Annotated in this window: 19 protein-coding genes and 2 pseudogenes; 9 read left to right on the forward strand and 12 right to left on the reverse strand. The window is 66.3% G+C overall.

Annotation, left to right across the window (positions count from 1 at the left end; genetic code table 11):
* Positions 1-918: 918 nt before the first annotated feature.
* The 7 genes and pseudogenes from EV648_RS40220 to EV648_RS40245 form a co-directional block, all read right to left on the reverse strand.
* Positions 919-2,817 carry a beta-L-arabinofuranosidase domain-containing protein gene (locus EV648_RS40220; protein ID WP_132301345.1) on the reverse strand — a complete coding sequence of 633 codons (1,899 nt, stop codon included), beginning with the start codon at positions 2,815-2,817 and terminating at the stop codon, positions 919-921.
* Between the two features lies 1 nt (position 2,818).
* Positions 2,819-3,073, reverse strand: coding sequence for an alpha-L-fucosidase C-terminal domain-containing protein (locus tag EV648_RS44880; RefSeq protein WP_255512897.1), 255 nt, complete (start codon positions 3,071-3,073; stop codon positions 2,819-2,821).
* 93 nt (positions 3,074-3,166) lie between these two features.
* Positions 3,167-4,258: pseudogene (locus EV648_RS40225) on the reverse strand (alpha-L-fucosidase); the annotation flags it as partial.
* A 63-nt stretch (positions 4,259-4,321) separates the two neighbouring features.
* Positions 4,322-5,899, reverse strand: a complete 1,578-nt coding sequence (locus EV648_RS40230; RefSeq protein ID WP_241996085.1) for an ABC transporter substrate-binding protein — start codon at positions 5,897-5,899, stop codon at positions 4,322-4,324.
* Positions 5,900-6,047: 148 nt separating this feature from the next.
* Positions 6,048-6,998, reverse strand: a complete 951-nt coding sequence (locus EV648_RS40235) for a carbohydrate ABC transporter permease (protein WP_132301351.1) — start codon at positions 6,996-6,998, stop codon at positions 6,048-6,050.
* Complete coding sequence (locus tag EV648_RS40240) at positions 6,995-7,984, reverse strand: sugar ABC transporter permease (protein WP_132301353.1); 990 nt, start codon at positions 7,982-7,984, stop codon at positions 6,995-6,997. The genes EV648_RS40235 and EV648_RS40240 overlap by 4 nt, the downstream gene beginning before the upstream one ends.
* A gap of 24 nt (positions 7,985-8,008) precedes the next feature.
* The gene (locus tag EV648_RS40245) at positions 8,009-10,381 is read right to left on the reverse strand and encodes a glycoside hydrolase N-terminal domain-containing protein (RefSeq protein WP_132301355.1); all 2,373 of its coding nucleotides are present in this window, start codon (positions 10,379-10,381) and stop codon (positions 8,009-8,011) included.
* A gap of 141 nt (positions 10,382-10,522) precedes the next feature.
* Between EV648_RS40245 and EV648_RS40250 the strand changes: the two genes are divergently transcribed.
* The 3 genes from EV648_RS40250 to EV648_RS40260 are packed head-to-tail and all read left to right on the forward strand — an operon-like array spanning position 10,523 to position 14,637.
* Complete coding sequence (locus EV648_RS40250) at positions 10,523-11,842, forward strand: L-fuconate dehydratase (protein ID WP_132301357.1); 1,320 nt, start codon at positions 10,523-10,525, stop codon at positions 11,840-11,842.
* The gene (locus EV648_RS40255; protein WP_132301359.1) at positions 11,839-12,588 is read left to right on the forward strand and encodes a FadR/GntR family transcriptional regulator; all 750 of its coding nucleotides are present in this window, start codon (positions 11,839-11,841) and stop codon (positions 12,586-12,588) included. Before EV648_RS40250 ends, EV648_RS40255 begins: the two co-directional genes overlap by 4 nt.
* A 9-nt stretch (positions 12,589-12,597) precedes the next feature.
* Entirely contained in the window at positions 12,598-14,637 is a 2,040-nt protein-coding gene (locus EV648_RS40260; protein ID WP_132301361.1) for a glycoside hydrolase family 36 protein, read from the forward strand.
* Between the two features lie 452 nt (positions 14,638-15,089).
* Here the strand turns inward: EV648_RS40260 and EV648_RS40265 are convergent, their stop codons facing one another.
* From EV648_RS40265 to sigJ, 4 genes are all read right to left on the reverse strand, one after another.
* Positions 15,090-15,569 carry an NUDIX domain-containing protein gene (locus EV648_RS40265; RefSeq protein WP_370452776.1) on the reverse strand — a complete coding sequence of 160 codons (480 nt, stop codon included), beginning with the start codon at positions 15,567-15,569 and terminating at the stop codon, positions 15,090-15,092.
* Positions 15,570-16,142: 573 nt separating this feature from the next.
* Positions 16,143-16,709 carry a GNAT family N-acetyltransferase gene (locus tag EV648_RS40270; RefSeq protein ID WP_132301365.1) on the reverse strand — a complete coding sequence of 189 codons (567 nt, stop codon included), beginning with the start codon at positions 16,707-16,709 and terminating at the stop codon, positions 16,143-16,145.
* Positions 16,710-16,833: 124 nt separating this feature from the next.
* Positions 16,834-17,778: an NAD(P)-dependent oxidoreductase gene (locus tag EV648_RS40275; RefSeq protein ID WP_132301367.1), complete on the reverse strand. Its 945-nt coding sequence runs from the start codon at positions 17,776-17,778 to the stop codon at positions 16,834-16,836.
* 82 nt (positions 17,779-17,860) lie between these two features.
* On the reverse strand, positions 17,861-18,802 hold the full coding sequence (sigJ, locus tag EV648_RS40280) for an RNA polymerase sigma factor SigJ (RefSeq protein ID WP_132301369.1): 942 nt from the start codon (positions 18,800-18,802) through the stop codon (positions 17,861-17,863).
* A 449-nt stretch (positions 18,803-19,251) separates the two neighbouring features.
* Between sigJ and EV648_RS40285 the strand changes: the two genes are divergently transcribed.
* The 5 genes and pseudogenes from EV648_RS40285 to EV648_RS40305 all read left to right on the forward strand — a co-directional run.
* Positions 19,252-19,695, forward strand: a complete 444-nt coding sequence (locus EV648_RS40285) for an Hsp20/alpha crystallin family protein (RefSeq protein WP_132301371.1) — start codon at positions 19,252-19,254, stop codon at positions 19,693-19,695.
* 44 nt (positions 19,696-19,739) lie between these two features.
* Positions 19,740-20,396 (forward strand): hypothetical protein, encoded by a 657-nt coding sequence (locus EV648_RS40290; RefSeq protein ID WP_132301373.1) that lies wholly within the window; start codon positions 19,740-19,742, stop codon positions 20,394-20,396.
* Entirely contained in the window at positions 20,393-20,779 is a 387-nt protein-coding gene (locus tag EV648_RS40295) for a hypothetical protein (RefSeq protein WP_132301375.1), read from the forward strand. The genes EV648_RS40290 and EV648_RS40295 overlap by 4 nt, the downstream gene beginning before the upstream one ends.
* Before the next feature lie 61 nt (positions 20,780-20,840).
* Positions 20,841-21,143, forward strand: coding sequence for a hypothetical protein (locus tag EV648_RS40300; RefSeq protein WP_132301377.1), 303 nt, complete (start codon positions 20,841-20,843; stop codon positions 21,141-21,143).
* Between the two features lie 48 nt (positions 21,144-21,191).
* A pseudogene (locus tag EV648_RS40305) lies at positions 21,192-21,434 on the forward strand (MerR family transcriptional regulator); the annotation flags it as partial.
* A 281-nt stretch (positions 21,435-21,715) separates the two neighbouring features.
* Here EV648_RS40305 and EV648_RS40310 read toward each other — a convergent pair.
* Positions 21,716-24,487 (reverse strand): LuxR family transcriptional regulator, encoded by a 2,772-nt coding sequence (locus tag EV648_RS40310; protein WP_132301379.1) that lies wholly within the window; start codon positions 24,485-24,487, stop codon positions 21,716-21,718.
* Positions 24,488-24,620: 133 nt separating this feature from the next.
* On the opposite strand from EV648_RS40310, the gene EV648_RS40315 reads away from it, so the two are divergent.
* Entirely contained in the window at positions 24,621-25,316 is a 696-nt protein-coding gene (locus EV648_RS40315) for an alpha/beta fold hydrolase (protein WP_132301381.1), read from the forward strand.
* The last annotated feature ends 680 nt before the right edge of the window (positions 25,317-25,996 follow it).

The following is a 25,996-nucleotide window of genomic DNA, read 5'->3' on the forward strand; positions in this document are numbered from 1 at the left end:
CTGTTCGCTAGTGGCGATGGCGAAGATGTGACGAAATCGTCAAACCGTGCGGGCTGGCGCCTGCCGTGCGCCAGTCCTCGCTTCCATCGGGGCGGTGCGGACGGCGACCTGCGGTGCCCTGGCGTTGCGCCGGCGACCAGGCGATCAGGCAAGCGAGATGACTCGCGATCGCGGAAATGAGCTCATCGCCGAGCAGGACTGTGGCGCTGCATAGGCTGCACGTGATGAGCCGTGCGCGCGGTGAAGCTGGCAGTTCTCGCAGTACCAGCGCATCGACCACGGCGCTGGGCAGATCCGGGTGCGACTTGCGGCGTGGCAGCGTCGAAGGTCACCGGTGTCGCGTGATCGGCGTCATGTGCCGCTGATCCGTCGAGCGGTCAGCACCGTGAGGCCGACGAGGGCAAGCGGCGCGACGATGCCGAGGACCGCGAAGGCCGCCGCAGATCCGATGTGGTCGGTCATCCAGCCGAGCCTCCACGAAACCCGGGGCGATTCACCTCATCGTCGTTCGCATTCGATGCCTGAGTCCGGGCACCAGAGGGCTGCAAGGCCAAGGCAACGCATGCTGCCGGGCGATGTGGCGCTGCGGTACCCGGTCGTTCCGCCAGCAAACGGCCCATCGGCCATGGCTCGGCGACTGCATAAGATCGATACCCCTAGGGCTGAGGGCCCGAGCAGCTGCGAGCTGTCGGCTACCGCTGATGCCCTGCTACATGGCGAAAGCCGACGGCTGTCGTGTTCGGCATTCTGCAACTCCCATCACGCAGGAGGCCGCCCCTCGCCGACCATCTCGACCACGCAAGACCCCCGACCTGCCCTGAGGTCGGCATCCTCGTCGCTGGCAGCCCCAAAGGTCCTGGACGAATTCACGGCCCTGACAGCAAGCCTCCGCGCAGGGCTGCCAACTTTCGGTGGATGTCATTGGACTGTGTCATCCTTCTGGGTCGTTTGCGACTGCCGCACTGGGAAGTACACGGTGTACGGCTCGTCGCGAATCTCGGCCAGTGGCATGAAGCGCAGGCCGCCGCTTCGGCCGTAGGTCCGGTATGTCCCGGTCCGCCACCAACTGTGGTGTCGCTCGCCGTCGGGGGTCAGGAACGAGGTCGGTTCTGCGGGATCGCCGTACAGCACGCTCTCCTGCTCGGTCAGGCCGGCCAGGACGACCGGACCGTCGAGCACAGCAACCATGTCCGGCCGGTCGGGCAACGGCACCGTACTCAAGCCCGACGGCACCGTCAGCCGGATGCGTTGTCCGCTCCATACTTCGGACAACACAATCCAGCCTTCCTGGACATCGGCCGGAGATGACTTCCCGTCGATCTCGACAGTCGGCGAGGCGGCAGCCCAGAGCGGAATCCGAAGCCGGACCTCGAACGCCGACGGTTGCTCGCACCGTACGTCGACGACGTAGACGCGTCCGTTCGGTCGTCGGCCAGGCAACTGCCGCGACACGAGCTCCTGGATTCCGGCGGCAGCGTGGGAGGTCTGTCGTTGTCCGAGAGCGACGCCCTGCTCGGTGTCCGCCGTGATCGCGAGCTCGACGCGGCCACCGAACAGGTCAGTCCAGGACGTGACCGACTCCAAGTACTGGCAGACCGTGATCCCCCGGTCGTCGACATACATCGCCGCCTCGTCGACCGAGCTCTGTGCCTGCAGCAGGGTGCCGTGACAGCACCAGAAGTCCTCAGTTGGCCGCCCCCACTGCTTGTGGCTTCCGGTTGCCAAAGGCAAGAAGTACGCGGGCATGCCGGTGTCCGGATGTTGCTGCGCCCAGATCCCATTGGCCAGATTGCGTTCCCAATAGTCGCCGTACTGGTGATCCCCTGTCCACCGGAACAGAACGGCGGCCAGGCGCATCAGGTTGTACACGAGGCAATGCTCCTGAACCGCGTGCAAACGTGCCGACTGTTCCCCGGCTGGCTGCCACACCTCACCGCAGCTACTACCACCGGTGCAGTACGTTCCGCGTGCGTCCACAGCAGAGTCCCAGAAGGCTTCGACGATGTCGCGCCAGCGCTGTTCTCCCGTGACCTCCCACGCCCTGGCGGCGCCAAGAATCTCCGCGATCTGTGTGTTGGCGTGCTTGTTGGTCAGCACATCGGCACCGGCGAGTAGAGGCTCGAAGAACCGGGGCCGGTCGTACCGTTCGATCAGATCCGCGGCGATGTGATCACCAGTGAACGCGAAGAGATCCGCCCAGACCTCGAGCATGCCACCCGTCTCGCGATCGAGGATGTCGTCGAACTGCTGCCGGGACAGTCCGCTGGTCCAGGTGTGGAACCACCCCGCGAAGGCCGAGGCGACCTCGAGCGCCTGTTCATTGCCGGCGATCCGAAACTGGTCGAGCAACCCCATCAAGGTCTTGTGTACGACGTACTGCGGAGCCCACACCTCACGACCTGCCGCCAAGCGTTCGAAGTACGCCGGTGGAATCGAACTTGCCCATTGCCCGCCGTTGGCCCGCTGACAGGTCGCGAGCTCACCGACGATGGTGGCGGCTCGCGCTGCCACCTCGCGGTCATATTCACCGACCCGCGCCGCCGCCGAGAGCCAGTGCCCGAGGATGTGGCCCCGCAGATCGCAGGTCGGCGACTCCCAGCCCCAGTGCCAGGTCTCCGGGCCATCGGGCGAGACGCCGCCCACTGTCGTGCCCCACGAGCCGGAGTAGCTCCACAGGCCGGCCTCGGCCCGGTAGGGCCGCAGCATGTTGTCTGCGCTGAGACTGCGAAGGTAGCTAGCGTTCAGCAACCATCGATGCCTGGCCGGCCCCTCCGACAGCGTCGTTCTACCGCCCGAGGCACGGACCGTGCGCAGCATGTCAGCCGGCTCGGACGTCGAGTGCCAGGCAGTTCGCGACGTTAACCGGAGGTGCTTCGGGCAGCCTGGCCACCAGAATTCCGTCCACCTGCTCGAAAGGAACCGGGCCGTGGCCGAGCAGCCGTACGCTCGTCACCGCCTCATGGTCTGCGAGGCTGCGAATCACCGCGCGCCCGTCGTCAGGCCAGGCCAGCTGGAATGCGTAGACGGTATTGGCCCGGCGGGTGAAGCGGAAGTCAGAACTCGTCCAGCTCACCCGGTCTTCCGTGAAGCCCTTGATGACGACAGTCGAAGGTCCCTCGCCGAATACCCGGAAGGGTCTGGTGCCGTAGATGCCTTCGCCGCAGACCCGCGTCCAGCCGCCGAGGTCGTCGAGGAGTTGCGAGCACTCGAGATCGATGGTGCCGTCCGGCAGTTGCGGCACGTTGAGAAGGAGGTTCCCGTTCTTCGACACGATGTCGACGAGCATCTCGATCACGTGGCCGGCGGTCTTGTAGACGTCGCGGACGTTGTAGAACCAGTCGCCGACCGAGGTGTCGGTCTGCCAGGTCGCGGGGTGGATACCGGGAGTCTGGCTCCGTTCGATGTCCATCACACCGACCGCGCTCACGTCGGGCCGGCGATCCTTCTGCTGGTAGACGGCACGGTTCGTCCCGTGGATCCCCGCGCTGGTGTTGTAGAGATGTGCGACCGCGCGAAGCCCCGGCTCGTAGCCGACCTCGCCGAACGGCAACGGGCCGTCGGTGTACAGCAGATCGGGCTGATATCGGTCGATCATCTCGGTCACCACCTCGAGCCAGTGCCGGTGCCACTCGGATTCGTTGCAGTACCACGGGTCCGGAACGTCGACGTCAGCCGCGGGAAGGTACCGGCTGTTGTCGAGGTACAAGTCCCGGTAGGCCTGATCGGTTCCGTCGTACGGCACGCCGGCGAACGGCCCGTGCTTGTCGCTGCCCTTGTTGACCGCCGTCCACCCGAGCGTGGCACCCAGGTGTTCGGTGATGCCGAAGGGCAGCCCCCGCTCGTCTGCGGCAGCCTTCCAGAGCGCAAGAATGTCCTTACCCGGACCCACCTTCACCGAGTTCCAGCGGTGGATGGCCGACTCGTAGTTGAAGAAGTTGTCGTGGTGCACGGCCTGCGCCACGAAGTATCGAGCACCGGCCGTCACGAAACGATCCATCAGCTCGTGTGGGTCGAACCTTTCGGCCTTCCACAGCTGCACGACGTCCTTGTAGCCGAATTCCGACGGGTGCCCGTACGTCCGGACGTGGTAGCGGTACTGATCGCTGCTCTCCCGATACATGTTACGTGCGTACCAGTCGCCGTACCGTGGCACTGACTGCGGTCCCCAGTGCGACCAGATACCGAGCTTCGCGTCCCGGAACCAGTCAGGACACTCGAACGTGGCCAGAGATTCAAAGGTTGCATCGAACGGCACTGATTGCTCCTCGTCAGTGGTGGGAGTGTGGACCGGCCGGGGTCCTCCGGCCGGTCCAGAGTCGACCTACTTGTTGGGCATCTTGTCGTAGGCGGTCTGCTGGATCTCCAGGTAGCGCTTGAGACCGAGGCCGTCGAGGCCCTTGACGTAGCTGTCCCAGTCCGAGTCGAGGTTCTTGGATCCGGTGATGAACTGCAGCGCGTTCTGCTGCATGTAGTTCTCGATGTTGGTCTGCAGCGTCGCGACCTCGTTGCCGAGGGTCGGGTCGATCCACACCTTCCAGAACGGGTAGATCTGGGCCTTGTCTTCGTGGCCGGCGTACAGCTTGGTGGCCTCGAACAGCTTGCGTTCGTACCCCGCCTGCGAGTGGATGTCGGTGTCGATGACCTCGGAGTTGCGGTACTTCGCGGTGTTGTTGTACTGCGCCAGCGGACCCCAGCCGCTGTTCCGCGGTTTCGACCCGGGCTTCAGGGGAATCTGCTTGAAGCTCGGCTTCAGCGACTTGTCGAGCGCCACATCGCCGGGACCGGGCTTGGTCCAGGCCTTGCCCTCCGTGCCGAACTGTCCATTGTTCTGTCCCTCATCGGTGAAGATGTAGTCGAGCATCTTGATCGCCTGGATCTGCTTCTCCGGTGTGGCCTTCGACGTCAGTACGAACGTTGCGCCGGGCACGCTCGGGAAGACGTAGCCGGCGTAGTTCGCGCCACTCGGACCGGTCAGCGGCGGTACCGCGTCGTACTGCTTGTCCCGCCCGTCCGCCGAACCGATGGTGACGAAGATGCCCGAGTGCATGACGGTGCCCGCGCCGAGGATGACCGAGCCGCCGTGGTTGCCCTGCTGCTGCATCGCGTCCGGGTTCTGCGTGAAGGCGCCTTTGTCGATCAGGCCTTCTTTGTAGAGCGAGTTGATGTACCGCAGGCCTTCGCGCCAGCCGTCCTTGTTCGCCTGGACGTCGACCTTGCCGTTGTTGAGAACCAGTGTGGCGTTGTTGCCGCCGCTGTTGTTTTGCCCTTGCGGGTCGTAGATGAAGGCGTTCATGAAGTACGGGATGAGGCTGTCGCGGACGTTCGCGCTGAGCGCGATCTCGTCGGCCTTGCCGTTGCCGTTCGGGTCCTGGGTCTTGAACGCCTGGAGCACCTTCCGCATGTCCTCGGTGGTCTTCGGCTGCTCGAGGCCCAGCTTCTTCAGCCACGCCGAGTTCATCCACAGCTTGTCCGGGTACGAACAGTGGAAGCAGTCGACCCACTGCGGCATCCCGTAGATCTTGCCGTCCGGCGCGGTCGCCATCGCCTTCCACTCGGGCGTGGAGTCCAGCGCCTTCTTGATGTTCGGCGCGTACTGGTCGATCAGCTGGTTCAGCGGTACGACGACACCCTGATTGGACAGCTTCAGCAGGTCCGCCGGGGTGAACTGGTCGACCCACGGGATCAGCAGGTACAGATCGGGGTAGTCGCCGCTGGCCAGCGAGATCTGCCGCTTCTCCTTCGACGGACCGCCGTCGAACGTCGTGGTCTGCCACTTGATGGTGATGTTGAACTTCTGCTTCATCAGCTTGGTGAAGTCGTTCGTGGCAAGGTTGGTGTCCGCGTTTTGTGGTGCGAAGACGTTCAGCGTGACGTCGGGATTCCCGGTGATCGTTGGCAACGGCTTACCCTGCTCGTCGTTCGAGCCGCCACCGGAACAGGCCGCAAGCGCGAATGCCAGGAGACTGATGCCGGCGATCGCGGCACGCCTCCTCTTTCTGAACTGTACAGACATTAGGTCCCTCACAGGGTCGAGGTGATGCGGAAGATCAGCCCTTCACGGCGCCGATCAGGATTCCCTTGGTGAAGTAGCGGGCGACGAACGGATAGATCAGCAGCACCGGCACGCTCGCCACCACGATCAGCGAGTACTTGAGCAGATCGGCCAATTGCTGGCGCTGGATGACCACGGAGGCATCGACCGCCCCACCGCCGGTCGTGTTCAGGATCAAGATGTTGCGCAGCACCAGCTGCAGCGGGAACAGATCCGGGTTCTTGAGGTAGATCAGCGCGTCGAAGTACGAGTTCCACTGCATGATCGCGTACATCAGCGCGACCACCGCGATCATCGGTTTGGCCAGCGGTATGACCACCGACCACAGGAACCGCAGGTCACCGCAGCCGTCGAGTTCGGCCGCCTCGACCAATTCGTCGGGAATCGCGGTCCGGAAGTAGGTGCGGGCGATGATGACCTGCCAGACTCCGATCGCCTGCGGGATGATCAGCGCCCACCGGGTGTCCAGCAGCCCGACGGACTGGACCACCAGGTACGTCGGGATCAGCCCGCCGGTGAACAGCATCGTGAACAGGATCAGCGTCATCACCACGTTCCGGCCGACCAGCGTCCGCCGGGACATCGGATAGGCGATCGCAATCGTCATCGTGACGCTGACGACCGTGCCGACCACCGTGTAGAACAACGAGTTCAGATACCCCTGGACGATCTGCGGGTTGGCGAGGACCGCGTGGTACCCGCGCAGCGAGAAGTCCACCGGCCAGAGAAGCACCCTTCCGGACGACACAGCTTCGGGACTGCTGAACGAGCTCGCCACGATGTAGAGCAGCGGCAGCAGCACGATCGCGAGTAAGACCGCCAGCAGCAGGTACACGCAGAACATGAAGATGCGGTCCGTGCGCGGCTCACGGATCCGGCGCGCACGCGCCGCACGGCGCTCGATTCTCTTGCTCGGCACCGTTTTCGCTTCACTCTGAGCGCTCATGACCACAGTCCGTTCCCGGTGATCCGCTTGGCGATCGTGTTGACCATCAGCAGCAGCACCAGATTGATCACCGAGTTGAACAGCCCGACCGCGGTCGCGCCGCTGAAGTCCGCATTCAGCAGACCCGTCTTGTACACGTACGTCGCGATGATCTCGGACTGGCTCAGGTTGAGCGGGTTCTGGAAGAGGAACGCCTTCTCGAAGCCGATCGCCATGATGTTGCCGACCGCAAGCACCAGGATGATCACGGCCGTCGGCATGATGCCCGGCAGGTCCACGTGCCGAATCCGTTGCAGCCGGCTGGCACCGTCGATCTTGGCCGACTCGTGTAGCGCCGGATCGATGCCGGACAACGCGGCCAGGTAGATCACAGCTGAGTACCCGGTCGTCTGCCAGACGTCGGACCAGACGTAGATGTGCCGGAAGTAGTCGGGATTCCCGAGGAAGTCGACTGCGGGAACACCGAAGAATCCCAGCCCCTCGTTGACGATGCCGAGCCGCGGTGACAGCACCAGGATCGTCATCGACACGACCACCACGGTGGAGATGAAGTACGGCGCGTACGTCACCAGCTGCACGCTCCGTTTGAACAGACCGTTGCGCACCTCGTTCAGCGCCAACGCGAGGATGATCGCGATCGGGAAGCTGGCCGCCACGGTGTAGACCGACAGCACGAAGGTGTTCTTCACCAGGGTCCAGAACACCGGGTTGTGGAAGAACAACTCGAAGTTCTGCCAGCCCACCCACGGACTTCCCCAGATGCCTTTGATCACGTTGAAGTTCTTGAACGCCAGCACCGCGTTCGACATCGGGATGTACTTGAACACCGCGAACCAGATCAGCGGCACGACCATCAGCAGGTACAGGGTCCAGTGCCGTTGAAGGCTGCGGCGCAGACCGGTGATGGTCGTGCGTTCACGCCGACGTCGGCGCTGCCGGTCGGGCGCTTGGCCGACGGGTGGCGGGATGCTTGTCAGGACTGCCATCAGGGTCTCCTCCTCCCTAGTCGGTCAGCTCAAGCTGAGACGGTGGGCTGTGCCGGCAGTGAGCCGGACTGTGATCCGTTCGTCGCCGTAGCGGACGACGCGCTCCTGGTTCCGATCCGCGGTGAGCGCCACGTCGATGCCATCGGTGCTCCAGGCGATGTCGACTGTGACGCCGCCCCGGGCGCGGAGTCCCGTCACCCGGCCGGTCGGCCAGCTGTCCGGCAGCGCCGGCAACACCTCGATCTCGCCGGTGTGGCTGTGCAGCAGCATCTCCGCGATCCCCGCGGTCGCGCCGAAGTTGCCGTCGATCTGGAACGGAGGATGCGCGCAGAACAGGTTCGGGTACAGGCCGGCGCCGCTGCCCACGTAGTCCGTCGACGTGTCGTCGGCCGGGCTCAGAAAGGCCAGCACCAGCCGATGCGCCGCGGCCGCGTCCCGCAGCCGGGCCCGCAGGTTGATCTTCCACGCGAGCGACCACCCGGTGGCGCGGTCGCCGCGCAGGTCGAGCGTGCGTGCCGCGGCTGCCGCGAGGGCCGGCGTACCGTCCGGGGTGATCGCGTCACCGGGGTGGAGGCCGACCAGGTGGGACATGTGCCGGTGGTGCGGGTCCTGCTCCGGCAGGTCGGCTGCCCATTCTTGCAGTTGCCCACGACTACCGATCGATGGTTCCGGGATCCGCTTGCGGGCGAGCACCAGGCGGTCCACCAGTGGATCGATCAACCCGAGTAGTCCGGCGGTCTGCACAGCCCGGTCGAACAGGTCCGCGATCAGCGCGAGGTCCATCGTCGACGAGACCGTGACGGACGCGGGCTCGCCGTCCTCGGCCAGGTAGTCGTTCTCCGGTGACGTGGAGGGCGACGTACCGAGACTCCCGTCCGGCAGCTCCACCAACCAGTCCAGGCAGAACTCCGCCGCACCCCGCAGGATCGGCCACGCGCGGCCCAGGAACTCCACGTCACCGGTGAACGCGTAGTGATCCCACAGATGGCGGACCAGCCAGGCTCCCGCCATCGGCCAGTTGGACCACCGCGGATCGCCCTCGACCGGGAGGGTCCAGCACCAGGCGTCCGCGTTGTGGTGTGCAGTCCAGCCACCGCAGCCGTACCGCTCCTGCGCCGTACGACGGCCTGCCGCGGCGAGGTGCTCGAGGTAGTCGAGCAGTGGTTCGTGGCACTCGGGCAGGCCGGTGGTCTCGGCCGGCCAGTAGTTCATCTCGGTGTTGATGTTGACCGTGTAGTTGCTACTCCACGGCGGCCGGAGGATGTCGTTCCAGATCCCCTGCAGATTCGTCGGCAGCCCGCCGGGACGCGAGCTCGCGATCATCAGGTAGCGGCCGTAGTTGAACACCAGCGCAGCCAACGCGGGGTCGTCACCATGCTGTGTCAACCGCACATCGGTCGGCAGGTCCGCGACGTCCGGAGGACCGGCCAGCTCGAGCGACGCGCGACGGAACAATTCCTGGTGGTCCTCGGTGTGCTCTGCCGCGAGGTCGCCGTACTCACGACCCAGCGCGGTCAGCACGCTCTCGTCAGCGGTGGCCCAGCATTCCTCCGCCGTCCGCGTCGGCACGGTCGACGGGCCGTCGTACCCGGTCGCAGTGGACAGGACCAGAGTCAACTCTGTCGCGCCGACGACTGTGAGGCCTTTCTCGTCGGCGCGCACCTCGCCGTCGGTTTGCGCCCGCAACGCAATGGCCGCCGCCATCCCGCGATCCGGGCCGTCGGAGTACCTGATCGGCTCCGGCACATCGCGATGCGGTGGCGCGACATCCGCTGGCGCCTGCAACAGCAATCCAACACCGTCACCGGCCACGTGCTGTCGCGAACGCAGCTGTGCCGTGAGCCGCGAGGTGACGCCGAGTGCACCCGGCTTCGACACCGTCACGCGGACGACGAGCACCCCGGCCGGCGCACTCACGAACGCTTCCTGCCGAACAGTCACTCCCCCGCTCTCGTACTCCGCCAACACCATTGCAGAGTTCAGGTCCAGCTGCCTGCGGTACGGCGTACCGTCCGCCACCGTCGGCGTAGAGCCGTCGACCACGAGGTCGAGCAGCAGATCACCGAGCGGCAGATACGCCTGCGAGTAGCCGGAATGGAAGCCACGGGCCAATTCGTGAGCGCGTCGGATGTCGCCGCCGGCCAGCGCCGCACGCACCTCCTGCACTGCCTCGGCACCGGTCGCACCGAGCGGCTCCGACAGCAGGCGCGCAGTCTCCGGACCGCCCGACCAGCACGTCTCGTCGTTCAGGCCGATCCGGTCCCTGCCGATACCACCGAAGCACATCGCCCCGATGCGGCCGTTGCCGACCGGCAACGCCTCCAGCCACGTTTCGGCCGGTCGGTTGTAGAACAGCCGCTGCATGCTTGAGCGGTCCGAGCTCACCAGGTTGCCCATACCACGGTCCTCCGTCGAGATGACGAGGTATTAGTCCTATGAATTGCCGGGATCGTAGCGCTCGCACGGAGCTTGGTCCATACTGAACGGGCATCAAAGTGGAGAAAGATCCCATCTATCACTGATCGTGAAGGGCCCGCCATGCCACGCATCACCTCGGTGGAGGTCGTCGACGTCCGCTTCCCGACATCGCTGACCAGCGACGGATCCGACGCGATGAACAAGGACGGCGACTACTCCGCGGCGTACGTCGTCCTGCATACGGACGACCCGGAGCTGGCCGGGCACGGCTTCACCTTCACCATCGGGCGCGGCAACGACCTCTGCGTCGCCGCCGCCGCTCAGCGCGCTGAGCCACTGGTCGGCCGTGACGTCGGCGACCTGTGCAATCAGCCTGGTGAGATCTACCGGGAACTGCAGTCGGACAGCCAGTTGCGCTGGCTCGGGCCGGACAAGGGCATCATCCATCTGGCCCTGGCCGCGGTCATGAACGCGGTCTGGGACCTGGCTGCCCGACGGGCCGGCGTACCACTCTGGCGGCTCCTGTCCGACATGACCCCCGAACAACTCGTCGAGGCCGCCGACCTGCGGTATCTCACCGACGTACTGACGCCGGAACAAGCCGTCACCCTACTCGAACAGCAAGAATCGGGCCGCAAGCAACGAATCGAGGAACTCGAGGCATCCGGCTACCCGTGCTACACCACCTCCGCCGGATGGCTCGGATACTCCGACGCCAAGCTTCGCAGGCTCTGCGAGGAAGCCGTTGCCGCAGGCTATAAACATGTCAAGCTCAAGGTCGGCGCCGATCTGGCTGACGACATCCGGCGATGTGGAATCGCCCGCGAGGTCCTCGGGCCGGAAGGTCATCTGATGATCGACGCGAACCAGGTGTGGGACGTGCCGCAGGCCATCGAATGGGTCAAGGCGCTGGCCGAGTTCGACCCGTTGTGGATCGAGGAACCGACCAGTCCCGACGACATCCTGGGTCATGCCGCGATCCGCAAAGCCGTGGCTCCCATCGGCGTCGCCTCCGGCGAGCACGGGATGAACCGGGTGCTGTTCAAGCAGATGTTCCAGGCCGGCGCCATCGACTACTGCCAGCTCGACGCCGCCCGCCTCGGCAGCGTCAACGAAGTACTCTCGGTCTACCTCCTCGCTGCCTGGTTCGACGTGCCGGTCTGCCCGCATGCGGGTGGCGTCGGTCTGTGCGAACTCGTTCAGCACCTCGGGATCTTCGACTACGCAGCCGTATCGGGCAGCCTCGACCGCCGCGTCACCGAGTACGTCGACCACCTGCACGAACACTTCGTCGACCCCTGCGTGGTCCGCAACGGTGCGTACGTGCTTCCGACCGCGCCCGGCTACAGTGCCGAGATGCACAGGGCGTCGTTGCAGACCTACCAATTCCCGAACGGTACCTACTGGGCATCACGCGCGGAAGGAGACCCGCTTTCATGACTCCCGGCAAGCTAGCCGAGCCGTCTCGCACCCCCGGCGTTTCACAGACCGATGTCGTAGTCGAGGGCATCCGGCAGATGCTCATCGACGGCCAGCTCCGGCCGGGCGACCGGCTTCCCGTCGAGAAGGACCTCGCCGCGGCATTCGGCGTGTCGAGGAATCCCCTGCGCGAGGGGGTCCGCGCGCTGTCGATGATGGGAGTTCTCGAGACGCGGCAAGGTGACGGCACCTATGTCACCAAGCTGGATCCCTCAATGCTGCTGGCTCCGCTCGGCTTCGTTGTCGACCTGCAGGACGGCAGTGGAACGCATCACCTGCACGCGGTTCGCCGGATCTTCGAGACGGAGGCCGCCGCCTCGGCAGCGCTGCGGATCGGCTCTGCAGAACTCGCCGCCGCCGCCGAACTGTTACGCCACAACGAAGTCGAGTTGGCGCTCGAGGAACCCAACCACGAGACGGTGATCGAGAACGATATCGCCTTCCATCGCATCATCGCGGAGGCTGCCGGCAACCCTGTGATGGCCGCGCTGATCGACGCGCTGGGTGGACGAACGATGCGCGACCGGCTGCGCCGATCCATCTCCCAGCCCGGCGCCGACGAGACCTCCCACCGCGAGCACCTCTCGATCCTCGCCGCACTCACCGCCCAAGACCCCGACCGGGCACGCACCCGCATGGCCGCCCACCTGTTCACCGTCGAGGACTACCTCCTCGAACAAAGCATCGTGAGCCCGACCACGAAATGAGACCTGTGGATGAACCTGCTGCGCTGGGGTACGCCTGACCTGACGCTCACCTTCGCTCTTGACGACGGCCCGGTGCGGCTGATCGCCGTACGCGAAACCTCACAGCCAGACGACAATGAGGCGGATCCCAGCCAGCCGCTCGTCGAGGTCTCCGCTATCGGGCACGGACTTTCGCCGAGCACCAACCGACACGTCGACACCAGTCTCGGTCAGCAATTGCGCTACGTCCGGCATGAGGAAACAAAGACGACGTTGCGCATCACCCAGGAGGAATCCAGCACCGGTCTGCGCGTCACCAGTGTGTTCGAAGCGCGCGCCGGCGTACGCGCCTGGTCCGAAGCCTCGATGACAGGCCCGGGGGCGCTCGAGCTCACCTTCCTGTCGTCCCTGGTCGTCGGCCTCGCGTCGGTCGATGCAGAGCTGCACTCCGCCGCCAACAGCTGGATGGCGGAGAACCGATGGTCAGCCCAACCGCTGCGCGCGGAGACGCTGGCGGACATCGTCCGCGATCCGCATCATCACGTCGCCCGAAGCCGCCATGCCGTGACCAACACCGGCTCGTGGTCCAGCGGAGAGCGGCTGCCTGTCGGGGTTCTCGTCGAGCGGAGTACGCCGTACGCCCTCGGCTGGCAGATCGAGCACAACGGACCCTGGCACTACGAGCTCGGCGAAACCCGGCGCGGCGGCTACCTGCTGCTCAGCGGGCCCACCGACCAGGAACATCAATGGAGCGTCGAGCTCACAGCGGACAAGCCGTTCACGACGGTGCCCGTGTCACTCGTCGCTGGAACCGACCGCGACAGCGTGTTCGCCGCACTCACCCGCCAACGCCGCGCCGTGCGGAACCGGCGTCCGATCGACGACCGGATGCCAGTGATCTTCAACGACTACATGAACACCCTCATGGGCGATCCGACCACGGAGAAGCTCCTGCCACTCATCGACGCGGTCGCGGACGTCGGCGCGGACTACTTCTGCATCGACGCCGGCTGGTACGCCGAAGGCGACTGGTGGAACACCGTCGGAGCATGGCAGCCGTCGACGACCCGCTTCCCGAAGGGGCTTGCCGAGGTGATCGACCGGATCCACTCACGCGGCATGGTGCCCGGCCTGTGGCTCGAACCCGAAGTGATCGGCGTCCGCTCACCCATCGCCCACGAACTACCCGACGACGCCTTCCTGACCCGCCGCGGCCTACGGGTCGCCGAGTCCGGCCGGTACCTGCTCGACCTCCGCAGCGCGGCCGCCCGCAAGCATCTCGACGACACCGTCGACCGGCTGATCCGCGAGTTCGGTCTGGGCTTCTTCAAGTTCGACAACAACACGATGACCGGGCCTGGCACCGACAAGGGCGGCACGTCGCTCGGCCACGGGCTGCTGGAGCACAACCGGGCGTTGCTCGAATGGCTCGACGGCCTCCAGACACGCCACCCGGACCTGCTGATCGAGAACTGCGCCTCAGGTGCGATGCGGATGGACTACGCCATGCTGTCCCGTCTCCATCTGCAGTCGACCTCGGACCAGGAACATCCGTTGCTCTACGCACCGATCACCGCGGCCGCCCCAGCCGCCATACTCCCCGAACAGGCCGGCCACTGGGCCTACCCGATCAGCGGAACCACCCGCGAGGAGTTCACCTTCGCCCTCGTCAACGGCATCCCCGGCCGCCTCTACCTCTCGGGTCACCTCAACCGGATGACGCCGGCTGAGCTCGACCTCACCCGTTCAGCGCTGTCCGCCCACCGGGCGATCCTCGACGACCTCGATTCGCTCGTCCCCGCCTGGCCCATCGGCCTACCGGCATGGACCGATGAATGGATCGCCCTCTGCCTGAACGGTCCCGGCATGTCTTACCTGGCCCTCTGGCACCGCGCTCCCGGCCCGTCCACCATCACTCTCCCCATCCGCCGAGCAAGGATCGATCCCCACTTCCCCACTCACCTCACCGACTGGACCTACACCTGGACCGACGACGCACTCACCATCACCACTAGCACTCCCGAACCCTCAGCACGCGTCCTGCGCCTAACGCCCACCACTGCCGACTGACACCGCCTCATCAGCCACCAGGGAAGGAACGTGACCGACTCTTCGCAGAGCAAACTCGATGAGCTCGTCCCACCCACATTGGCGGACAGAATCCGCAGCTACCACTCCGCAGGCCCCGCGTGGCTGCGCGACCTGCCGGAACTGACCGCCAGCGGTGTCGACAGATGGGATCTCACATTGTTTCCTGCCTTCGACCCCGGTGGCGACTCAAGCTGGACCGCGCCGGTACGGCGACGTACCGGTGACCTGGCAGTGCTCCAGCTCAGTGTGCCGACACAAGTCCGTCGCGGCGTGGTCGGCAGCAGGCGTGACCTGCGGGCCTGCCCGGTGGCTTCAGGGTCGGCGACCTGAGTCTCGGGCATGGGGGCAGCGTAGGCGCCATGACTGTCGGGTGCTGACGATCCGAGCCGACTGCCGTCGATGAATCAACCACCGGGGTCTGCGCGATCCCCTCACTCATGCCGATGGCAGCGCGTTGAAGTTCGGCCGCGGTGGCTCCGAATCGCATTCACCAGAATCGTGCGCACGACTACGTGGGCGAGAGGAGGCAACTCCTCAAGGCCGAACCAACCGATGTCGTCGTGTTCCTCGGGAGCGACGTTCGCTGGCGTTCCCTGCCAGTCACGCACAAGCCAAGCGCTCAGGAGTGCCGGCTCTTCTGCAGGTCCTGCGGTCAGCCGGCACAGATGAGACGCCGAGCCCGTCGCTATCTGCACGCCCAGTTCCTCTTGCAGTTCCCGCGTGAGCGCGCCTAGTTCTGACTCCCCAGCCTCCATGTGTCCACCGGGCAAATCCCAGATATTCGGGTACGCACGCTTGTTCGGACTCCGGTGCACGAGTAGAACTCGACCTTCACGAACCAGCGCGCCGACAACGACCTCATGCATTCGTGGATTAGAGCATGGACATCCGACAAGCGAACGTACGCTCATGCCGCATTCCGCGCGGTTCGCGAGGGCGGGTGGTCAAGCTGCGAACGCGACAGGGCGCCGGCGGGCTTGTTCTCGTAACAGGTGCCGCAGGGTCGTGGCGATGCAGGCAAACCTGGAGCCAGCCGGTCGCCGAGATGGTCGTGTTCTCGAACGACTTGGCCAGGCGACAGGACCGTCCCAGGCGGCTGTGGGCGACCTCAACGCGCCAGGCGTGCCGGATGGGCCGGAAGACCGGCTGCCTGTCGTCCCACCCCACTCTGTGGACCTCGAGGTCGTGGGCTGGGCCGAGGGTACGAGCCGCGGCCGTATGGGCCGCCTCGGCCGTGGAAGGCGAATCCGCTGGTCGAGGCGCCGGACGCCAGGTGGGGTGTCGATGACGATCATCGAGGGCGTCTCCTCGGTCCACGTCGTCGACACGATGCAGAACGAGACGGCGTGTGCGCCTGCTTGTTCCCGACCTGTTGTCCTGTTGCCACCCCGGTTAGGGCTGCGCGATGGGCTTGCGGTTGGGCCATTACCTGCGGCCGTCGCGGGCGATGCCGCCGGAGGGTCGGACCCGCCGTTGAGAGAGTGTCAGCCGGTGCCAGTCGTTTCCGACGACCAGTCGCTGCGGATCAGCCCGTAGACCCAGGAATCCGAGACATCACCGTTGACGACGCAGTCCTGGCGCAGCGTTCCCTCGTGCACAAATCCGACCTTTTCCAGAACCCGGGCCGATCCCACATTGCGCGTGTCGGTCTCGGCCTGGACCCGATTCAGGTCGAGCGTCTCGTATGCCCATTGCAGGACAGCGTGCGCAGCCTCGGTTGCGTAACCGTGGCCCCATGCGTCCTCGATGAAGCAGTAGCCCAACGCGGCGCTTCGGTAGTCCGGGTTCCATCGGGTCAGGCTGATCCATCCGATGAAGGCCCCGCCCTCGACACGGTCCACGGCCAACCGTGCCCCGGTGCCGTCCTCGGCCATCTGCTGACACTTCGCGATGAACTTCGCGGCACGGTCGCGTTCAGTCCAGGGTGGCGCGTCCCAGTAGCGCAGCACGTGGGCGCTGCTCTGCATGGCGTACAGAGCGTCTGCGTCTGCGTCGTCGAAAGGACGCAGGCGCAGGCGATCGGTGTGGAGTGTGGGTGTGTGCAGGTCCATGCGCGTCATAATGCCTCGTCATGTCGAGCGGATATCGAGCCGGCCACCTTCGACGGGCTAGGGGCTTCCTGCACGGCGTCCCCGTCCGTCGCGAAGTCGGCTTCGCGACGGACGAGGACACCGATCACCGCACGGCTCGCTTACCCGAAAGGCCTTGTCGCCAACTGGGATGTGCGGGGTGCCACCCCAGTTCGCGCTTCGCTTTGGCGTTGGATGCGCCGCGCAGTTCTGTCATGAGCACGACGCCGGCTGGTCCAGCGGCCAGCCGTCCGATGAACCGCGGTACGCGCATCGGCTTCTTGGCGCCCAGCATCTCCGCTAGCTCCGGCAACCATTCGGCGACCGGGGCGGGCTCGTCATCGACGATGTTGTAGACACCGCGGCCACCGTTCTCCACGGCTGCGACCGTGGCCTCGGCGGCGTCGGCGATGTGGACGAACGACCACACCCCGCCGCCGTCGCCGACGACCGGGAACTTGCGCTTGCGGATCAGCTCGAACTGCTCGGACCCTGGCGCCATGGAGGTGCCGGGTCCGTAGAAGGCGCCGTAGCGCAGCACGACCCCTTCGGTCCAGTCGGCGTCCAGCACGGCCCCCTCCAAGTGCTTGACCGCGGAGATCATCGAGGCCATCGGGCGGATGGGCGCGGGATCGAGGGGGTCCTGTTCGGTCTTGACCGGCCCGCCCGTCCGGGCATAGGTGAACCCGCCGTTGCTCTGGGCGATGAACCGTCGAACCCCTACAGCGCGTGCGGCCGCGAGCAGGTTGTCGGTCCCCTCGATCCGCAACCGGTCGGTGGCGGCGAAGCTGCGTTCCATGTGGCGGGGGTCAACATGCCCGATGGCGGTCAGCTGGTGGACGACCACCTCCGGCGCCGACTGGCGCACGGCGGCATCGACCGCCGCGCGGTCGAGCGCATCGGCGATGACCGACACCGCGCCCAGCTTCGAGACCTTGGCCTTGTCCGACTCCTTGCGGATCATGGCGAACACCTCGTGTCCCGCATCGACCAGACGTGGCACAAGCTGCCTACCCATCGCTCCAGTCGCTCCTGCAACCAGCACTCTCATCGTTAGCTCCTGTTCGGTTCCGGATGTGTCACCTGAACCGGACAGCCCGCCGTTTCCTGACAGGAGCCATATGTAATACACGTCACATCACGAGAAGGGGTTCCCCGTGGTCGGCCGCCGCCCATTGTTCGGTCGCGCGTTCGAGCTTGTCGGGGTTTGCCTGCGTACGGCAGGCAGCGATGCCCTCGGCGGTGACCTCCAGGCACATGATGGCGACGACCCGGCCCTCCACGACGGCGACCACGGCGGGCTCGCCATTGGCGGTCCAGGAAAATATCTCGGGCGACCCACCGACGACGGCGCGCTTGGCCCCGTCCGGCCTGAACATGCCCCGAAGGAACCTCGCGACCGCGACGGCTCCCTCGAACGCCTTGGTGCGTGCCGGAACCTCCCCTCCGCCGTCGCCTATGGAAATGGCGTCCTTGGTGAGCAGGCGTACGAGCTCATCGGTCTGGCCGCTTGCGGCGGCCGCGAGGAACTCCTCGACGATTCGCCGGGCGCCCGCCCTGTCGACATCGCGGCGGGCTTTGCCGTATGCGACATGCTTCTTGGCGCGGTGAAGGATCTGCTGGCTGGCGGCCTCGGTGATGTCCAGGATCTCGGCGATTTCCCGGTGCGGATAGTCGAAGGCCTCCCGCAGCACGTACACGGCCCGCTCGTTGGGGGACAGGCGTTCCAGGAGGGTGAGGACCGCGTACGAGACCGCTTCGCGCTGCTCAGCGGTTTCGGCCGGGCCGAGCATCGGGTCCCCGGCTAGCAGCGGCTCGGGGAGCCATCGGCCTACGTAGGTCTCGCGTCGTGCCCGCGCGGACGTGAGCCGGTTGAGGCACAGGTTGGTGAGCACCTTCGTCAGCCACGCCTCCGGGACCTCGACGCGGTCGACGTCGGCGGCGTGCCAGCGCAGAAACGTCTCCTGCACGACGTCCTGTGCCTCGTTCGCGGAGCCGAGGAGATGGTAGGCGATGGCCTCCAGACGTGGCCTCGACAACTCGAACCGGTCGACGTCGTCCCCCGTCAAAGGCACGACCTGATCGTACCTGATCCGCTACCAGGAGCACCCGCGCTTGGGTGCGTTGGAACTCGACGACATGCGGTGACGAACCATGCACTCTCGTGGTTCAGCGGATCCGAGAACGACCCCCCACACCCACGAGTGCGGTGAGTCTCGTGGCGGCGGCCTGATATCGCTAAACGCCTCAGCTCGAACGAGGGGTCTCTCGAACGATGCGTGTCCCAAACGACAGCACCGTCTTCCGTCGTGTATTGACCCAAGAACCCGCGAGATGCAGCCGCACGTGTCTAAGCCTCGATCCACCGATGAATTCTCGCCGGTTCTCCGACGCTGGCTGGTCCATAGCCCGTTCAAACGTCATCGGATGGATGACGAGGTGGGCTTGTCATCCATTCGATGACGTGTTAGAACGGTCGTGCGTGTTGACAGCGATCAACAGTCAAATGTCAGGAGGTGGAACGATGTTGATGCGCACTGACCCGTTCCGTGAGTTGGAGCGACTGACCCAGCAGCTCACCGGTGGATCGACGCCAGGGACGTGGTCCCGACCGAACCCGATGCCGATGGATGCCTACCGGTCCGGCGACGAGTACGTGGTGGTCTTCGATCTACCGGGGGTGGCGCCCGAGGCCATCGACCTCGATGTCGAGCGGAACGTGCTGACGGTGAAGGCCGAGCGCCGGCCCGCCCCGCTGTCCGACGAGGTGGAGATGCAGGTGGCGGAGCGCCCGCTCGGGGTGTTCTCCCGGCAGTTGTTCCTGGGCGACACCCTCGACACCGAACGGATCGAAGCGGCGTACGGCAACGGCGTACTGACCCTGCGGATCCCAATGGCGGCGCAGGCCAAGCCGCGCAAGATCTCCATCAGCGGGTCGGGCTCGGAACCGCAGCAGATCGACGCCTGACCAGGCCGCACCGCCTGCGGCCACTTCGACGCAGGAGCATCCCGATGAAACCAGCCACGACGTTCGACAACGCGGCCGACGAGGTGACCTTCGTCAGCGGTGTGGTCGACCAGCTCGATGCCGGCAGCAACGATCCGGCCAAGCTGCTCGAGGCGCTGACCCACATCCGGATGCTCCGGGAGCAGCTGACCGAGTGGGAGCCCCGGTTGATCGACGCGGCCCGTACCGCCGGGGTCAGCTGGGCGCAGCTCGCCCCGGCGCTCGGAGTGGCCAGCAGGCAAGCGGCCGAGCGCAGATATCTGCGCCTCAACCCTAATGCGGTCGACCCCGCGATGACCGGAGAGCAGCGCGTCCAGGCCGCGCGCGACCACCGAGCGAGCGAACGCGCAGTGTCCGCCTGGGCGAGGGACAACGCCGCCGATCTCCGCCGGCTCGCGGGGCAGGTCACTGCGCTGGACGGGCTCGACCGCCCGACCCAGGCCAGCGTGGACCGGCTCCACCATGCCTTGGGGGACAGCGATTCCGCGGCGCTGCTCGCGCCGCTCGCGGAGACCGGAACGAGACTCAGCCGGAAGCACCCGCACCTCGCGGACCAGATCTCCGCGATCGAGAACCGTACGAACCAGGTCCGCGAGGCGAGCAAGCAGCGTCCCGGCGGCCGGCAGTCCACAGATCAGACCAAGCAGAGGGGAAAGCGATGAAGCTGCTGTTCGAACTCCGTCCCGTCGAACACCTGGAAGCCAGCGTGGACTACTACCGCGGCATCGGCCTCGATGCCCTCGGCTGGCCCGACGACGAGACCGCCCTGCTGGGACCGCGGGACGGATCCCCGACGATCGTGCTGGTGCGCGATCCCGCCGAAGGCGCGCTCGGCTCCGGCGGCGTGTACGACGTCGGCGACGTTGACGCCTTCGTCGAGGCCCACGACGACCTGGACTGGCTGATCGCCCCGATCACCACCTCACTCGGCCGCTACGCGGTCTTCGCCGACCGCACCGGCGCCTGCATCCGCCTCCTGGACCCCGCCCCCCACCTGGGCACAGCCACCTCCTACTTTTCACCCCTGTACGCCGTCGCCGGCTGAGCCGCCCCACCGCGATCGCGGCCGGGCGAGAAATGAGCCGGGCAATGACTGTGGTCCAGAGATGTGCCACGCCGTGCTGGTTCAACGTCTTGTCGCTGGACCGACCGATAACGGCGCGGACCTGTCCCTGGCGGATCTCGTCGCCGATCAGGACGGCGGATACGACGATCGGCTCGAAGTGGTCGACATGCTGGACCTGGTCATCGGTGAGCTGGATCCGCGCGACCGCCGGATCCTAAGCTGCCGCGCCGAGCCGGTGGCGTGTACTTCGCGCCCAGCTCCAACCCAAGGGGCGCCAAATCAGGTCAGGCAACACCTCGGCCGATCCTTCATCGTTGCCCGAGGCAAAGGCATGATCCGCTGATCCAATGGCTCTTGACTCTGTAGTTGGGTCCAGGGTTGACGATGGGGCATGCGAACCAGCGAGGTGGCCGACAGGGCCGGGGTGAGTACAGAGACGCTGCGCTACTACGAACGCCGCGGACTCCTGACCGCACCGCCGAGGACCACCGGCGGTTTCCGCGACTACCCAGCCGCGGCGGTCGAGCTGCTGCGATTCATCAAACGTGCTCAAGAGCTCGGCTTCACCCTGGACGAGGTCGAGGAACTGCTGCACCTGGACACCGGCGGCCCGGACAGCTGTGACGCGGCTCGCTGGGATTGTCCGACGACGAGGCGGATGGCGGCCAACGGAATGCGGCGGTCGTGCAGATCGTGCGAGTGTCGGACCGTGTCCTCGCCTGTATGGTCGACGAGATTCGTCTGGTGGCGCGGACCTCAGCATCCGCACACTGCTCCGACGAGCCGGGACTCCATGGATGAGGCGGAGGGTCGCCGCTCGACGGGTCTACGACTGGGCTGCCATTAGCGCGATCGCGCAACCGACCAAGGACGACGGCACCATTGTCCCGACACGTCGCCGAATGCTAGCCGCGGCTATTGGTCGGGTTTGTTCAGGTGGTTTGCGAGCTCTGTCCTCGAGCGGACCGAGAGTTTGCGGTAGATGCGGGTCAGGTTGGCTTCGACGGTCTTAACGGACATGAAGAGTTCGGCGGCGGCCTCTTGATTCGAGCGGCCCGAGCCGACGAGCTCGGCCACCCGGCGTTCCGTTGCCGTAAGCAAGGCGGTGGTGGGATGCAGGCCGACCCGGTCGGCTTCGTCTCGAGCTCGCTCCGCCCAGCGCGGTATGCCCAACTCGTCAAAGGCTTCGGCGGCCGCAATGAGGGTTTCGTTGGCCAAGGCCTTTTGGCCGGCGCGGCGATAGACCTGTCCTAGGGCCAGACGGGTCCGGGCCGCCTCGAACGGACACTCAGCTCCCGTTCGATCCACCAGTTGGCGAAGTACGGGCAAGGCGTTGTCCACGTCCCCGCGCGCCGCTGTGAGCAGCGCTCGGCAGCGGTCCGCGGCGGCGGTTGCCTCGGGCCTGCCGGCAGCCCCTTGGCGTCGTAGCAGGGAGATGGCCGTCTCCACGTCTCGCAACGCACCGACCTGGAGGGCGGCGTCCGCGAGGTCGACGGGCCACAACAGTTGCTCCAGGTCCACCATCTTGGTGCTTGTGAAGATCTCCGCCATTTCGCGCAGTGGTTCGAGTGCTGCGTGCCAGTTGCGGGCTGAGGTCTCTATGAAGCCAAGCTGTGCCAGGAAGCCGCCCAGCCAGTACCTCAACCCACTGGATCTCGACCGCGCCGCCGCTCGCTCGGCCAGCTCGCGAGCCGCGTCCAGGTCGCCTGAGTACTCCTTGATCAGGATGCGGGCCATGTCTTCTTGGAGGCCGAAGGCACTCACCCACCCACCAGAACGGTCCGCGTCGTCGAGCGCAGCCTGGGCTTCCCGCACCCTCGAGGCGCGGATGAGGGCGAGGATCAGCCAGATGTAGAGGCTCGACAGATCGCCGTAGCGACCGGCGTCGATGGCCCGTGAGATGGCCTCGCGGACGATCGATTCGGCCGTGTCGTCGTTCCAGGCCGCGTAGAAGGCGCGAGCACCGGCCCATTCCGCGGGGGTCAGCTCTAGTGACGAACTCTCAACCAACCGCTCCATGTCATGAAGGGTCTGCTTGGGATCGCCCAGGCCCCAGATCCACTCGATGGACTGACGCTGGTAGAGCGCTACGAGCTGGATGTCCTCGCGCCCGGCCGCACCCGCCTCGGTGATCGCCATCCGGGTCAGCCGCAGCGCGAGCCTGCCGTTTCCCTGCATTCGATGCTGCTCGCTGAGCGTTTGCAGGATCTCCGCCCGGACCGCGCCGGGAGGCGCGATCCGGAATGCCTGCTCGGCGAGGGTCCGGGACCCTCGGAGGTCGTCGGCCAGCTTCGCCCGCCGAGCAAGTCCCCGGGCGCGCTGCTCGGGGGTCCCAGCCAGCGTCGACCCTTTGTCCAGGGCTGCCCCGGCCGACAGGGTGTCCCCGGCGTCGATGTATGTGTCCACGGCGCGGAGCCAGCGACGGAAGCCGTCGGACGTGTCGAGGTCGGACGGCGTGGCCAGTGCGGCTCCTTCCAGCAGCTCGCCGGCTAGTTGCTGGGCGCCACGGCTCCGGGAGATGTCGGCAGCGCGTTCTAGTTCCTCGGCGACCATTTCGTCGGGGGTGGTGATCGACCTCGACCGGTGGCGAGCGCGCTCGACCGCGTCTTCGAGTTTGTCGGCGAGAACACGGTGGGCACGACGACGTTCTCCGGGAGCGGCGGCGTCGTACAGGGCCGAGGCCAGCAGCGGGTGGGTGAAGGTGACCACCGACCCTGCCCCGACCCTCGCGATGTCAGCGTCGTCGGCGGCTTCGAGTGCTGATCGAAGCCGAGCCTCCTCGACCATCCTCTGCAACTGCGTCACGGTGAGCCGCCCCGCTGCGGAGACCAGCAACAGGACATCGCGAGAGGTCTGTGACAGCAGCAGCGCGACCTTCTCGCCGAGAAGTCCGGTCAGGCTCGGCGGGACGGGGAAGATGGGATCGTGGCCCTGCTGGGCGCTCCAGCGCCACTTCGAGACGTCGGACTGCATCGCCTGCGCGATCATCAGCGCCAGGAAGGGGTTCCCGCTGCTAGCCCGGGCCACTCCGGCAGCCACCGGTGGGGTCCATCGCTGCCCGAGACGCTTGCGCAGCAGTTGACCGATCGCCCAATCCTCCAAGGGTCGAAGCACCAGCTCTTGCCGCGGCTCGGCCAAGGACCGGAGCAAGTCGGCCCCCGCGTCCGGGTCGGGTCTCGACGCGATCAGGACGCTCAATCGACGAGAGTCGATCGCGCGCAGCGCGAAGCCGAGGCTGCCGACGCTTGCCTGATCCAGCCACTGCAAGTCGTCGATGAACAGCGTGACCGGCTCGACCTCGCAGAGCTGCGTCAGCAGGCTCCGGACTGCCAGCGGCACGGCCAAGGCATCGATTTCGCCATCGGGTTCGGCACGCTGCAGAGCGACCGCCAGTGCGCGCCGCTGCGGCCCCGGCAGGCGATCGGCCGCTCCCTCTGGACACTGGTTCACCAACTCGGCCAGTCCTGCGAAGGGCAGTCCTCGGTCGAACTGGGTCGGAGTCACGGACAACACCCTCCGCCCGCGGCGCTGCGCCAACTGATCCGCGACCTTCAGCAGACTGCTCTTGCCAACGCCGGGCTCGCCGATGGCGACCGCGCTACCGCCGTGATCCAGGACGTCGCTCACCAACCGCACCGCGTCTTCCCGGCCGAACAACCCGTAGGCGGCCGCCGATACCTCGTCCATCAGGTCATCATCCTGCACCGCGCACGTCCGATCGAGGGTCGGCTCGCCCCTCGATCGAGGGTTTTCCCTGCTGCCGTGAGCGCGCTCCCCTCCCTAACGTCGCCGCCATATCCCCCAACCCAAGGAGGCAGCGATGAACGCAACCACACGACCGGCCGTTCTACTCATCCACGGCGGATTCGTCGACGGGTCCGGCTGGCGAGGCGTGTACGACCGGCTGCGCGCGCAGGGTCACCGAGTCGCCGTCGTACAGAACCCGACCGTGTCCCTCGAGGGCGACGTGGCAGCGACCAAGCAGGTCCTCGACCAGCTCGACGGCCCAGCGGTCCTCGTCGGTCACTCGTACGGCGGCGTCGTGGTCACCGAGACCGGCAGCGACCCGCGCGTCGCCGGGCTCGTCTACATCGCGGCCTTCGCCCCCGACAAGGGCGAGTCCGTGAACACTCTGATCGCCGACCCGCCGCCCGGAGCGCCCGTACCGCCGATCCTGCCGCCCCAGGACGGTTATCTGTTCCTCGAGCGCGAGAAGTTCCACGACTCGTTCGCCGGGGACCTGCCGTCCGACGAGGCGGCGTTCATGGCCGACTCGCAGGTCCCGTGGGGCGTCGGCGCGCTCGGCGGCACGATCACCGAACCCAGCTGGCGGACCAAGCCGAACTGGTACCTGGTCGCCGCCGACGACCGTATGATCCCGCCGCCGGCCCAGCGCGAGATGGCCCAGCGCGCCGGAGCATCGGTCCGTGAAGTCCCCGGCAGCCACTCGGTCTACGTGTCCCAGCCCCAGGCCGTCGCCGACCTGATCCACACCGCCGTCGAGTCCCTCAGCTGACCCGAGGCCCCACCTCGAAGCCGACCGTAGTTTTCGCCCACTGGCCACGATCATCAATGCGAACCCACGCACTCCGTTGATCGCTAGAACGGCCACGGCCGGTAGGCCCGTCGGCGAACCCGCCGGGCCGACCGGCTAGTCAGTGTCGAGCGAATCGCCCAAGGCGTCGCGGAGGGCCGCGCGGGAGGTGATCCCGAGTTGGGCGAACAACTGATACAGGTTGGGCTGCTAATCAGCGGGTTCGGGGTTCGAGTCCCTGGCGGCGCACCAGCACCAAGGCCCAGGCAGACATCGCAATCTGCTCCTGGGCCTTTGTGCTTCCCACGCACCCCTTTGCCGGATGTCGCTCCTCGCCGAGTCGCCAGCGACCGAACCCGCATCCGTCACCAACCTGGCCCGGGAACGATCGGGCGCCTTCTCCAGCCTTGATCTGCTCGTGACTGTGCGTCACCTCACATCGTTTGGCCTTGCGCTCGTGGCCTCTGAGTCCTTGCCGGGCCAGCCGATGACCAACCAACCATCGATCTGGTTGGAGGCTTGAGATGGCGAGACCGCGCGGGGCCGACCGCTGCCGTCAGCTGCTCACAGACCTCGGACGCGCATCACGACGCCGGCGTGGTCGGACGGCCACAGCCCGGTCGTCGGGTCGCGCGGGTCGCCGTCACGGCCGGTCACCTGGC

The sequence above is a fragment of the Kribbella sp. VKM Ac-2568 genome, assembly GCF_004345365.1.
GTDB lineage: Bacteria > Actinomycetota > Actinomycetes > Propionibacteriales > Kribbellaceae > Kribbella > Kribbella orskensis.

Bases quoted from the DNA above. Each gene is read 5' to 3' on its own strand.
- EV648_RS40220 (WP_132301345.1), bottom strand. From the start codon at position 2,817: ATGCTGCGCACGGTCCGTGCCTCGGGCGGTAGAACGACGCTGTCGGAG.
- EV648_RS40235 (WP_132301351.1), bottom strand. From the start codon at position 6,998: ATGAGCGCTCAGAGTGAAGCGAAAACGGTGCCGAGCAAGAGAATCGAG.
- EV648_RS40240 (WP_132301353.1), bottom strand. From the start codon at position 7,984: ATGGCAGTCCTGACAAGCATCCCGCCACCCGTCGGCCAAGCGCCCGAC.
- EV648_RS40245 (WP_132301355.1), bottom strand. From the start codon at position 10,381: ATGGGCAACCTGGTGAGCTCGGACCGCTCAAGCATGCAGCGGCTGTTC.
- EV648_RS40250 (WP_132301357.1), top strand. From the start codon at position 10,523: ATGCCACGCATCACCTCGGTGGAGGTCGTCGACGTCCGCTTCCCGACA.
- EV648_RS40255 (WP_132301359.1), top strand. From the start codon at position 11,839: ATGACTCCCGGCAAGCTAGCCGAGCCGTCTCGCACCCCCGGCGTTTCA.
- EV648_RS40260 (WP_132301361.1), top strand. From the start codon at position 12,598: ATGAACCTGCTGCGCTGGGGTACGCCTGACCTGACGCTCACCTTCGCT.
- EV648_RS40265 (WP_370452776.1), bottom strand. From the start codon at position 15,569: ATGAGCGTACGTTCGCTTGTCGGATGTCCATGCTCTAATCCACGAATG.
- EV648_RS40270 (WP_132301365.1), bottom strand. From the start codon at position 16,709: ATGGACCTGCACACACCCACACTCCACACCGATCGCCTGCGCCTGCGT.
- EV648_RS40275 (WP_132301367.1), bottom strand. From the start codon at position 17,778: ATGAGAGTGCTGGTTGCAGGAGCGACTGGAGCGATGGGTAGGCAGCTT.
- EV648_RS40285 (WP_132301371.1), top strand. From the start codon at position 19,252: ATGTTGATGCGCACTGACCCGTTCCGTGAGTTGGAGCGACTGACCCAG.
- EV648_RS40290 (WP_132301373.1), top strand. From the start codon at position 19,740: ATGAAACCAGCCACGACGTTCGACAACGCGGCCGACGAGGTGACCTTC.
- EV648_RS40295 (WP_132301375.1), top strand. From the start codon at position 20,393: ATGAAGCTGCTGTTCGAACTCCGTCCCGTCGAACACCTGGAAGCCAGC.
- EV648_RS40300 (WP_132301377.1), top strand. From the start codon at position 20,841: ATGTGCCACGCCGTGCTGGTTCAACGTCTTGTCGCTGGACCGACCGAT.
- EV648_RS40310 (WP_132301379.1), bottom strand. From the start codon at position 24,487: ATGGACGAGGTATCGGCGGCCGCCTACGGGTTGTTCGGCCGGGAAGAC.
- EV648_RS40315 (WP_132301381.1), top strand. From the start codon at position 24,621: ATGAACGCAACCACACGACCGGCCGTTCTACTCATCCACGGCGGATTC.